Consider the following 12250-nt stretch of genomic DNA (forward strand, 5'->3'; position numbering starts at 1 on the left):
CCTATGTTATTTTATCTGCAACTTGATCAATTCAAATTCATTATATACCTGTGCAATGCGTTTTTGGGGCAAGATGAGGGGGTAAAAGTGGCAGAATTCCAAACTTTGTGATTTAATTCACTTCATAAAATAAAATTTTAAATAGATTGTGAAAAAAATCACAAAATATCTTAGAAAGCTGTGTTACGATCAGTGCGTGAACAAGAGATAGTACACGAGATAACAGGAGGATGAGGGAAATGGCTGTTAAAAACGAGGTTATCCAAAAAGAGCAAAGCGCAGAGCAGTATATTCAAACGCTGATTGACCGGGCGAACCGGGCACAGCAAGCTTTCATGAGTATGAATCAGGAGCAGATTGACGAAATCGTACAAGCTATGGCACTCGCAGGGATGGATAAGCACATGCACCTCGCGAAGTTGGCTGTTGAAGAAACAGGACGCGGTGTGTACGAGGACAAAATCACCAAAAACATGTTTGCAACAGAATATGTCTACCATAGCATTAAAAATGAGAAAACCGTCGGTGTCATTGAAGACAATGACTTTGATAGTTTTCAAAAGATAGCTGAACCAGTCGGTATTATCATGGGGATTACTCCAGTAACAAACCCAACTTCGACTACGATGTTCAAAGCGTTAATTGCCATTAAAACACGTAACCCAATCATTTTCGGCTTCCATCCATCTGCTCAATCGTGTAGTGCGGAAGCAGCTCGCGTCTTGCTTGAAGCAGCTGTTAAACATGGTGCTCCAGCGGATTGTATTCAATGGATTGAAGCACCTTCGATGGATAAAACAAATGTACTGATGAACCACTCTGATGTAGCGTTGATTTTGGCAACTGGTGGATCAGGCATGGTTAAGGCAGCTTATAGCTGTGGTAAACCTGCACTTGGCGTAGGTCCTGGTAACGTACCTTGCTTTATTGAGAAAACAGCCGATATCAAACAGGCCGTGAACGACCTTATCCTTTCTAAATCTTTTGATAACGGTATGATTTGTGCTTCGGAACAAGCTGTAATTATTGAAGAGCCTATCTTCGAGCAAGTGAAGAAATTGATGATTGCTAATGGTTGCTACTTTGTAAATAAAGAAGAGGCAGCTAAGCTCACTCAAGGAGCTATGAATGTAGAAAAATGTGCAGTGAACCCGGCCATTGTCGGCCAGTCTGCTGTAAAAATTGCTGAAATGAGCGGTATTACAGTACCGGCAGGAACCAAAATTTTGGTCGCTGAAATTGAAGGAGTAGGAACCAAATTCCCATTATCTGCGGAAAAATTGAGTCCGGTATTGGCTTGCTACAAAGTGAAAAATGCAGAGCAAGGTATCCAACGTGCTGCTGAAGTCGTAGAGTTCGGCGGTATGGGTCACTCTTCAGCAATCCATTCGCAAGATGAGGATGTTATTGCTCGCTTCGCAGATCGTTTGCAAACAGGACGTATCATTGTAAATGCACCTTCCACACATGGCGCAATCGGTGATATTTACAACACCAACCTTCCTTCGTTGACACTTGGTTGCGGTTCGTACGGTCGTAACTCGACTTCGTCGAACGTATCTGCAGTTAACTTGATTAATGTGAAAAGGGTGGCGAAACGGACGGTGAATATGCAATGGTTCAAAGTACCTTCCAAAATCTATTTTGAAAAAAATTCGACACAGTATCTTGCTAAAATGCCTGATATCACACGTGTAGCCATTATCACTGACCCTATGATGGTGAAACTCGGATATGTGGACCGTGTCATCCATTATTTGCACCAGCGTCAAACACCGGTTGCTATTGAAGTGTTCTCCGAAGTAGAGCCAGATCCATCGACAGTTACGGTAGAGCGCGGTACTGAAATGATGAGACGTTTCCAACCGGATTGCATCATCGCACTCGGCGGCGGTTCGCCAATGGATGCTGCTAAAGGCATGTGGATGTTCTATGAATATCCGGATACTGATTTCAATAACTTGAAACAAAAATTCATGGATATCCGTAAACGGATTTACAAGTACCCACGTCTGGGTCAAAAAGCACAATTTGTGGCTATCCCTACAACTTCGGGTACAGGTTCGGAAGTTACATCGTTTGCAGTTATTACGGACAAAAACCTGGGCAACACGAAGTACCCGCTGGCTGACTATGAGTTGACTCCTGATGTGGCAATTATTGACCCTGTGTTTGTATATTCGCTGCCTAAAACTGCTGTAGCCGATACGGGTATGGACGTTCTGACCCATGCTATCGAGGCTTATGTGTCTGTAATGGCCAATGATTATACAGATGGTCTGGCAATTAAAGCTATTCAACTGGTATTCCAATACCTGGAGCAATCGGCTCTGACTGGTGATAAGCTGGCTCGCGAAAAAATGCATAATGCTTCTACACTTGCAGGTATGGCGTTTGCTAATGCATTCTTGGGTATTAACCATAGTCTTGCACATAAATGGGGCGGACAATACCATACAGCGCATGGCCGCACGAATGCTATCTTGCTGCCGCACGTTATTCGCTACAATGCAAAAAAACCGACAAAATTTGCTTCGTTCCCTAAATATTCGCACTTTGTTGCAGATGAGCGTTATGCAGAAATCGCACGCATACTGGGACTGCCTGCACGTACCACTGAAGAAGGGGTTAACAGCTTAATTGACGCGATCCGTAAGTTGAACAAAACACTCGGTATCGAGGAATCGTTCCAACAACTTGGTTTCGATCCAAAAGACTTTGAATCACGTGTAGATTATTTGGCTGACCGCGCTTTTGAGGATCAATGTACAACTGCAAATCCAAAGCTGCCGCTGGTTACTGAATTGGCTGATGTATACCGTAATGCCTTCTACGGACGCTTTGATCAATAATATAATAGTATGAAGAGGCTTGTAACTAAGCATTTTCCTATACAATACCAATGCAGGCTCTCTATATAGAGGGCCTCTTGGTTTGGGAAGGGAGGTGAACGGCAAGGCTAGAGGTATACGCGTGAAGCTAGGGAAAATAAAGTGACAAAAATCACTCATATTGTGATTTTTGTCACATACTACACTCTATCATTATTCTACAATAAGAGTGTAAGAAAGGTCCCGACACTGAGCGTAAGGCATCGGTGAAAAGGCCGGGCTCAAGAAATAGTTTAAACGTGAAAAAAATCACAAGTCCGGAAGACCAAACAATTTGGAGGGATTTACATGTCGGTGATTGAGAGAGAATTACAAGAGCAACAATCTGGCTGGAGAGGTTTTAAAAAAGGAAAATGGACTAAAGAAGTTAACGTCAACGATTTTATTGAAACAAATATCTCACCTTATGTTGGCAATGAAGAATTTTTGGTTGGTCCTACCGCCAATACAACTGCATTGTGGGAAATTGTATCTGATCTTACTAAAAAAGAGTTGGCAAACGGCGGCGTTCTTGATGTAGACGTAAATACGCCATCCACCATTATTTCACATAAACCAGGCTATTTGGACAAGGACAAAGAACAAGTTGTCGGCGTACAAACAGATGCTCCATTCAAACGTTCTTTGCAGCCGTTTGGTGGAATTCGGATGATGATCGATGCTTGTAAAGCCTATGGTTTTGAAGTGCCACAAAGCATTGTTGACATTTTCACTCATATTCGTAAAACACACAACCAAGGTGTATTTGACGCTTATACAGATGAAATGAGAGCAGCTCGTAAAGCTGGCATCATTACTGGTCTGCCAGATGCATACGGTCGTGGTCGTATAATCGGTGACTATCGTCGCGTAGCTCTGTATGGTGCAGACTTCTTGATCCAAGATAAAAAACTTCAATTGAAAAGCCTTGAAGTTGATTCCATGGAAGAAGACGTAATCCGTCTGCGTGAAGAAATTTCTGAACAAATTCGTGCTTTGAATGAATTGAAACAAATGGCTGCTGAGCACGGTTTTGATATTTCTAAACCAGCTAACAATGCAAAAGAAGCTTTCCAATGGGTATATTTTGGATATCTTGCAGCGATTAAAGAACAAAATGGTGCAGCAATGTCTTTGGGACGTGTATCTTCATTCCTTGATATTTATACTCAACGTGATCTTGAGGAAGGTGCGATGAACGAAGAACAAGCTCAGGAACTGGTCGATCATTTTGTTATGAAACTGCGTATTGTTAAGTTCCTGCGTACACCTGACTACAACGAACTGTTCAGTGGTGACCCAACTTGGGTAACAGAATCCATTGGTGGTATGTCTGTCACTGGAGAAACTCGTGTTACCAAAAACAGCTTCCGTTTCTTGCACACACTGTACAACTTAGGACCTGCTCCAGAACCTAACTTGACTGTACTGTGGTCAGAAAAACTGCCTGAGGGCTTTAAAAAATATTGTGCAAAAGTTTCTATTGAAACTAGCTCCATTCAATATGAAAATGACGATTTGATGCGTCCAATCTACGGCGATGATTATGGTATTGCTTGTTGTGTATCCGCTATGAGAATCGGTAAACAAATGCAATTCTTTGGCGCTCGTGCCAACTTGGCAAAAGCTCTACTGTATGCCATTAACGGCGGTAAGGATGAAAAATCCGGCGTTCAAGTAGGACCTGAGTTCCCAGCTATTACAAGCGAAGTGCTGGATTACGAAGAAGTGTTAAGCCGTTTCAAACCTATGATGGAATGGCTGGCAAAACTGTACATGAACACTTTGAATGTTATTCACTATATGCATGATAAATATAGCTACGAACGCATTGAAATGGCGTTGCATGACCGTGATATTCTTCGTACCATGGCTTGTGGTATTGCGGGTCTGTCAGTTGCTACCGACTCCTTGAGCGCCATTAAATATGCAAAAGTTAAACCAATTCGCAACGAAAAAGGAATTGCTGTTGACTTTGAAATCGAAGGCGAATATCCTTGCTACGGTAACAATGATGACCGCGTAGATACTATCGCTGTAGAACTGGTAGAAAGCTTCATGAGCATGATCCGCAAACATAAAGCTTATCGTAATGCGGTTCCTACTCAATCTGTACTGACCATTACTTCCAACGTGGTATACGGTAAGAAAACAGGTACAACACCTGATGGACGTAAAGCAGGCGAACCGTTCGCACCAGGTGCAAACCCAATGCATGGTCGTGATAAAAAAGGCGCTCTGGCATCTCTGAGTTCCGTAGCCAAATTGCCTTATGAACACAGCTTAGATGGTATCTCGAATACCTTCTCCATCGTGCCTAAAGCACTGGGTAAAGAAGAAGAAACACGCAAAACAAACCTTGTTTCGATGATGGATGGCTACTTTGGAAGCCACGCACATCATCTGAATGTCAATGTGTTTGCTCGTGAACAACTGTTGGATGCAATGGAACACCCAGAAAACTATCCACAACTTACGATTCGTGTTTCCGGTTATGCTGTTAACTTTATCAAGCTGACTCGTGAGCAACAATTGGATGTTATTAACCGTACTTTCCACGGTACAATGTAAATAAGTTTTACGTATCATATAATACACTGACGCACGCATAGCGGATGCGGGAAGGATGATGCAACATGTTGAAAGGTCACATACACTCATTGGAAACCTTCGGGACCGTAGATGGTCCCGGCATCCGCTTCGTGCTCTTTATGCAAGGATGCTTGTTGAAATGTCAATATTGCCATAATCCGGACACTTGGGCCTTAAATGAAGGTAATCCGATGACGTTAGAAGAAGTATTGGCTGAGATTGAACCATATTTAGCCTATTACCGTTCTTCGGGAGGCGGATTAACAGTTTCCGGTGGAGAACCGACATTACAAGCTCATTTTGTAGCAGAGCTGTTCAAAGAAGTGAAACGTCGCTGGAATTTGCACACGACATTGGACAGTAACGGCTTTAATGATGCAGGTCGTATCCATGATCTACTGGACGTAACGGATTTGGTACTACTAGATATTAAACACATTGATAACGACAAGCATATTAAGCTTACAGGCAAATCCAACGATCGTATGCTAAGTACGGCCCGCTGGTTGTCTGAGCAAGGGCGAAAAATGTGGATTAGACACGTATTTGTACCGGGTATCCATGACGACGAGCAAGATCTACTCAATTTGGGACGGTTCATTGGAACGTTGAACGGAGTCGAGAAATTCGAAATTTTACCTTACCATCAAATGGGTATTTACAAATGGGAAATGCTCGGTAAGGCATATCCGCTGGAGGGAGTTCCGTCTCCTACAGATGAAGAAGTTCAACGTGCTTACCGACTCATTGAAGAGGGTCGTCTGGAGACTGCAGGAACGAATACTGCTTGCCGTCCATCATAATGTAAATGGATCAGAACTACTTTCAGGTTATAAAGCCGCCGTCACATCAGATCAGATGGACGGCGGTTTTTTTGTTGTTGAATTTTTGCAGTCACAGGAGAAAGTTACCTTTTTTTCATGATCGTCAAAATTTCCAGAAACTTTTTGACAACTGTCGCGTCTAATAGTATGACTTTTCACGGGAATGATAATAATTTGGGGATAGAAGGAGACAGACAATGAATTTCAAGAAATGGACCATGCTCACCGCCTTGGCGGTAGCTCAGGTGGCTGCAGTAGCCCCTGTAGGAGCAGAAGCAGCATCAACAAGCGTTCAATCCACCGATTCGGTTAGCGCCCAGCAGACGACCAATGTTGCTGATTCCGGCGTTCAGAATAGTATCGGAGATCAAAATGGAACAAGCACACCAGCTAATACGGTAACACCTGATAACACGGGTGTATCCAATGATCCATTGACTGGGCTGCCTACAGATACCACTAACGGATCGAACGTAACCAATGATGTATACGGTGGAGACGGAACGATCACCAATCCTGGTGGAGCTCCAACATCCATGAATGCGAATCAACTGATTTTGTATTTGAACAGTGCTAAAATGGAACAAAACGGACAGGTATATACGGCAACTCAGCCGATGACAGTCAAAGACGGAGTTTCCTATGTAGCTATCCGTTCTCTTGTCAGCCGTGTCGGATTGCAGTTTAGTTATGACACTACCACCAAAGAAACCGTAATCACCCAAGGAACAAATGTCCTGCGCTTCAAAACAGACAGCAAAGTTTATACGGTTAACGGTGAAGCTAGACAAATGAAGGGACCTGCTTTCCAACAAAAGAACGTATTTATGGTACCGTTGACTTCGATTACACAGGCCCTAAATATTCCTTATACTGTGAATAATACAACTAAACAAGTTATCATGGATTTGAATCAGAAGCCAAAAGCTTCTTTCACGGTTCAACAAAAGGATATCTATGCGGGTGAAACTCAAGTTACGTATTTGACCAAGGAATCTTCTCCTACAGGTCTTCCGATTGTGAACCAACGTTGGGAAGGTAAGCAGGACGTATTTCAGGAGCCGGGTACATATGTAGTTACCTATTCCGTTCTTGACTCTGCTGGGAACTGGAGTGATCCTTACTCAGTAACAATTACAGTAAGACCGCCAAACCAGCCGCCGGTAGCTCTGTTTACAACGGATAAAAAAGAGTACAAGATGGGTGAAAAAATTACCATTACCGACCTGAGTACTGACGACGAAAATGCGATCACTAAGCGTGATTGGGAGAACAAGAAACTTGCCTTCTTCCAGCCAGGTGATGTAACCATTACCCTGACCGTGACTGATAAGCATGGTGCAACAGGTACCAAAAGTGAAACGATTAAAATTACGAATGAACTGCTGTACAACGAAGATGATTTCAATAAAATTTTCACGCCATATGGTGATAAATACAGTGTAGATGGCAGTCAGGTGCCTGCTATGGCTACTATTCCAGTGACAAGTACTTCTTCCCCACGTCTATTGATCCGTGCTAACAGCCCAGAGCGTGTGTTCCAGGATGGTATCGTGTATCAGGAAACCGGATCAGGCAGTACGCGTATTCTTGTCCATCATGTCAATGAAACGGGTCGAGATGTGAAGATGTACGTGATTGCGACCAACAACAATATCACTCCAACCAATATAAATGTCGAAAATTCCGGTTTTGCTGGACCATCTGAATTTGCCACAGCTGCGGGAAAAATTTCAATTCAAAGGTACTTTCAATCTATGTTGGATGGAAGCAAGCATTCCAGCACAGTTCTAAATCCGGGTGAGAGCCGTGTTATTTTACAAGATTTGAACGCGCAAAAAATCAAGCAAAAACAAGTTATTTCTTTGTTATCCGATCTGTACACGGATCAACCTATTCAATACACGGTAGTTGTGCTAGATGCTAATGTAGATCCGTTGACTGCGTTGCCTACTCTGGCAAAACTGCCTAAGGACGGCATTCATAACCGTGGAACGTACGCAAATTCGGATATTTCACTCAATTATACCGAAGAGGTTGGTAAAACAGCTCAACGTATCGTTCTTGGTGATAATAAGGTGGACCCGAATCTGATTGGTACCGACGGTCTGGATGGCTCTTCTGCTTCCAATGCCGGCAACTTTGGTGTTGTATATAAGGTTAAGTTGGATCATGTAGCGCCGTATTCACTGATTACGTTTAACCCACGTGGAGGCGAATACGCCGGCTATGCGATGGTGAACAATCAGGTTGTGGGTATACCAACAAATGGTTCTGTGCAAGCTCCGAATGAGATGAGTGTGCTGTATCGCACAGGTCATATCGAAGAAAGTGTAGAGATGTATTTCACTGCAGCTGCTGGTAGTAATCTGCCGGTTTCCGTAGTAGTTATGCCTTTACCAGCTATTAAAAACTAATTTAAATAATCGGTGCTGTTTACCGGTATAGACCACTTGAGTCTCATCATTCACCGTTTTAAAAGTCGATGTTACTTGCAGGATATAGGCGTTCTCCCGTTGCGAACTTGGTTGCAGCACTGGAGAACGTCTTTTTCTTATGAGTAGCGCGAATATCTCTTATAATATTGACTTTAATCGTGGTATAATGAATAGATGCAAGCCTAAGCCTGCATCAGAAAACCTGAAACTATAGACAGGGGAGGGTGAAACGCATGCTGACAAAGGATGAGATTATCGCAACGATGTCCGCTCAGGGGCTGCGTATTACAGATCAACGCAAGACGTTGGCCACGTTATTTTCCGAGAATGAAGGGTATCTGTCCCCTAAAGACGTTTATGAATATATGGGTAAGAAGTACAGCGGACTTAGCTTTGATACAGTATATCGCAATCTGCGTGTAATGCAGGAATTGGGTGTACTGGAGCAGGTATCTTTTGAGGATGGGATGAAGTTCAAGGTGAGCTGTAATGAACATCATCACCACCACCATATGATTTGCTTGAGCTGTCAGAAAACATTGCCGATTTCTTTTTGTCCAATGCAAATGACAGATACAACAGATCAATTCCAAATTGTCGAGCATAAGTTTGAAATTTTTGGTTATTGCAAAGACTGTCAGCAGAAGAATGGGCATACTGAGAGTAATTCGGATGGGGGTTTCAAACAGACGAGCAGTCACACTCACAGCCACGGGGGCTACTGAAATGAAAATCACCACACGCAGAGTGGTACAGGCTCCGATTCAGTTTTATCGTGCTTACATTTCACCATTAAAGCCGGCTACCTGCAGGTTCTATCCGACGTGTTCGGCGTATGCGCTGGAAGCGGTAGAAGTGCATGGTGCGCTCAGAGGCTCATGGCTAGCTGCAAAGCGTATAGCTAAATGCCATCCATTTCATCCCGGCGGTGTAGATTTGGTCCCTCCTGCAAAAAAGGGGTTAGATCAGTCTGACAAAGATCGTTTGGCTACCCAAACTGAGAAGGGTCTGACTTGACAGCGCCATGCCGATTTGGTTATATTTTGGTTAATATTGTTTTCCTGTGAAGGGATGAGTAAGGTAAGTCGTCCAGTACAGAGAGCCGGAGTTAGCTGAAAACCGGTCTGGAGTGAAGCCTGAATATGGTCCTGGAGGAACCTTTTTCGAGCGTATTTGCCACAGTGAAGAAGCTATGTTCAAGAGGCAATCGTAAGGAGGAGGCGTGATCCAGCGTTAATGGGCGGTCAGATGTGACCGGTGAAGCCTGTATTCTGCGAGGGTACAGGGAATTTGGGTGGTAACGCGTGAGGTGACTCTCGTCCCATAGGGACGGGGGTCTTTTTTGTGCCCAATTTGTGTCGAATTCATGAATTGGAGTACCTATCATGGTAGCAAATCTTTTGCTGTCGTGAACAAAACAGGAGGAACATACATGTCTAGTGAGAACACATTTTACATTACAACACCGATCTATTATCCCAGTGACAAGCTCCATATAGGACATGCCTACACGACGGTAGCGGGTGATGCGATGGCTCGCTACAAGAGGCTACGGGGCTATGAGGTTCGTTATTTGACAGGAACGGATGAGCATGGCCAGAAGATTGAGCAAAAGGCAAGTGCAGCTGGCAAAACGCCGCAACGTTTCGTAGATGACATTGTGGCAGGTATTCAAGACCTGTGGCGGAAGCTCGACATTTCCAATGACGATTTTATCCGTACTACGGAGGAACGTCATAAGGCTGTCGTACAGGAAATCTTTGATCGTTTATTAAAACAAGGCGATATTTATAAGGGAGAATACGAAGGTTGGTACAGCATTCCTGACGAGACTTACTACACAGAAACTCAGCTCGTTGATGTCGTGAAGGACGCTGAAGGTAATGTAACTGGAGGTAAGAGCCCGGATAGTGGACACCCTGTAGAACTGGTCAAGGAAGAGAGTTACTTTTTCCGCATGAGCAAGTATGCTGATCGGTTGCTGCAATTTTATGAAGAGAACCCGCAGTTTATCCAACCGGAATCCCGGAAAAAAGAAATGATTAACAACTTCATCAAGCCGGGGTTAGAAGATCTGGCTGTTTCCCGTACAACTTTTGACTGGGGTGTTAAGGTCAAGGGGGACCCGAAGCATGTCGTATACGTGTGGATTGACGCACTTTCTAACTACATCACTGCCTTGGGGTATGGCTCTTCTAATACTGAGCTGTACGATAAATTTTGGCCAGCAAATGTGCATATCGTAGGTAAAGAGATTGTACGATTCCACACGATATATTGGCCAATCATGCTGATGGCACTGGACCTTCCGTTGCCTAAAAAAGTATTTGCACATGGTTGGTTACTCATGAAAGATGGCAAAATGTCGAAATCTAAAGGCAATGTGGTAGACCCGGTAACGTTGATTGACCGTTATGGTCTGGATCAACTTCGGTACTACTTGCTGCGCGAGGTGCCATTTGGAGCGGATGGAACATTCACACCTGAAAGTTTTGTAGATCGTGTAAATTCGGATTTAGCCAATGATCTGGGCAACTTGTTGAATCGTACGGTAGCGATGGTAGACAAATATTTAGACGGCAAAGTTCCCGCTTATGAAGCCAATGTAACCTCATTCGACGCAGCTTTGGTAGATATGGCAACATCGACTTATAGTAAAGTTGAAGAAGCTATGGAAAACATGGAATTTTCCGTGGCTTTAACGGCGATTAGCCAGTTTATTAGCCGTAGCAACAAGTATATTGACGAGACGCAACCTTGGAATCTGGCTAAGGATGAGGCAAAACGTCGCGAATTGGCATCTGTTATGGTGCATTTGGTAGAAAGCTTACGTATTGCTTCCATTTTACTTCAGCCTTTCTTGACGCGTGCACCTCATCAAATTTGGGAACAACTCGGTATTCGTCAAGGAGAGCTGACTACATGGGATAGCGGCAAGCAATTTGGACGTATTCCAGAAGGAACGCAGTTGGTAAAAGGTAATCCGATCTTCCCTCGTCTGGACTCTGAGCAAGAGGTTGCTTTTATCGTAGAAGCAATGACTGGAGGTAAGAAACCGGAGGAAGCTGCCACACAAGCTCAACCGCTGAATGCATCTGAGGCGAGCCAGGAAGCACCAGAGCCGAAAGAAGAGATTGGCATTGAGGATTTTGCCAAGGTAGAACTGCGCGTTGCTCAGGTTGTCGCCTGTGAGCCTGTGAAGAAGGCCGATAAACTATTGAAGCTTCAGCTCGATCTTGGTTATGAGCAGCGACAGGTGGTATCAGGAATTGCGAAGTTTTATACACCTGAGGATATCATTGGGCGTAAGGTGATCTGTGTGACCAATCTTAAGCCAGTAAAACTTCGGGGTGAGCTGTCGCAGGGTATGATTTTGGCAGCATCACATGGGGATCAGCTTACATTGGCCACTGTACCGGATGGTATGCCAAATGGTGCGATTGTAAAATAAGAGGCTATATAAAATAAAAGAACGTAAAAAGCGTATGCTTGGATATTATTCTCCCAGGCATACGCTTTTTGGCTT

General features: G+C 43.8%; 7 protein-coding genes. All 7 read left to right on the forward strand.

Translation table 11 applies throughout. The features are described from left to right. The first annotated feature begins 239 nt into the window (after nucleotides 1–239). The 7 genes from adhE to metG all read left to right on the forward strand — a co-directional run bounded on the left by adhE (nucleotide 240) and on the right by metG (nucleotide 12175). Complete coding sequence (gene adhE, locus G9G57_RS09110; protein ID WP_016822313.1) at nucleotides 240–2852, forward strand: bifunctional acetaldehyde-CoA/alcohol dehydrogenase; 2613 nt, start codon at nucleotides 240–242, stop codon at nucleotides 2850–2852. Nucleotides 2853–3179: 327 nt separating this feature from the next. After that, complete coding sequence (gene pflB, locus G9G57_RS09115; protein ID WP_016822312.1) at nucleotides 3180–5441, forward strand: formate C-acetyltransferase; 2262 nt, start codon at nucleotides 3180–3182, stop codon at nucleotides 5439–5441. Between the two features lie 65 nt (nucleotides 5442–5506). Beyond that, nucleotides 5507–6265 carry a pyruvate formate-lyase-activating protein gene (gene pflA, locus G9G57_RS09120; protein WP_164964862.1) on the forward strand — a complete coding sequence of 253 codons (759 nt, stop codon included), beginning with the start codon at nucleotides 5507–5509 and terminating at the stop codon, nucleotides 6263–6265. A 218-nt stretch (nucleotides 6266–6483) separates the two neighbouring features. Beyond that, nucleotides 6484–8703: a copper amine oxidase N-terminal domain-containing protein gene (locus G9G57_RS09125; RefSeq protein WP_164964863.1), complete on the forward strand. Its 2220-nt coding sequence runs from the start codon at nucleotides 6484–6486 to the stop codon at nucleotides 8701–8703. 254 nt (nucleotides 8704–8957) lie between these two features. Continuing rightward, nucleotides 8958–9449, forward strand: a complete 492-nt coding sequence (locus G9G57_RS09130; RefSeq protein ID WP_016822309.1) for a Fur family transcriptional regulator — start codon at nucleotides 8958–8960, stop codon at nucleotides 9447–9449. A 1-nt stretch (nucleotide 9450) separates the two neighbouring features. Beyond that, nucleotides 9451–9741 (forward strand): membrane protein insertion efficiency factor YidD, encoded by a 291-nt coding sequence (gene yidD / locus G9G57_RS09135; RefSeq protein ID WP_164964864.1) that lies wholly within the window; start codon nucleotides 9451–9453, stop codon nucleotides 9739–9741. Between the two features lie 415 nt (nucleotides 9742–10156). Beyond that, nucleotides 10157–12175 carry a methionine--tRNA ligase gene (gene metG / locus G9G57_RS09140; protein ID WP_164964865.1) on the forward strand — a complete coding sequence of 673 codons (2019 nt, stop codon included), beginning with the start codon at nucleotides 10157–10159 and terminating at the stop codon, nucleotides 12173–12175. The last annotated feature ends 75 nt before the right edge of the window (nucleotides 12176–12250 follow it).

This window comes from Paenibacillus sp. EKM211P (assembly GCF_011066175.1).
Classification (GTDB): domain Bacteria; phylum Bacillota; class Bacilli; order Paenibacillales; family Paenibacillaceae; genus Paenibacillus; species Paenibacillus polymyxa.

Coding starts and splice junctions, on each gene's coding strand:
- adhE (WP_016822313.1), top strand. CDS start 240: ATGGCTGTTAAAAACGAGGTTATCCAAAAAGAGCAAAGCGCAGAGCAG.
- pflB (WP_016822312.1), top strand. CDS start 3,180: ATGTCGGTGATTGAGAGAGAATTACAAGAGCAACAATCTGGCTGGAGA.
- pflA (WP_164964862.1), top strand. CDS start 5,507: ATGTTGAAAGGTCACATACACTCATTGGAAACCTTCGGGACCGTAGAT.
- G9G57_RS09125 (WP_164964863.1), top strand. CDS start 6,484: ATGAATTTCAAGAAATGGACCATGCTCACCGCCTTGGCGGTAGCTCAG.
- G9G57_RS09130 (WP_016822309.1), top strand. CDS start 8,958: ATGCTGACAAAGGATGAGATTATCGCAACGATGTCCGCTCAGGGGCTG.
- yidD (WP_164964864.1), top strand. CDS start 9,451: ATGAAAATCACCACACGCAGAGTGGTACAGGCTCCGATTCAGTTTTAT.
- metG (WP_164964865.1), top strand. CDS start 10,157: ATGTCTAGTGAGAACACATTTTACATTACAACACCGATCTATTATCCC.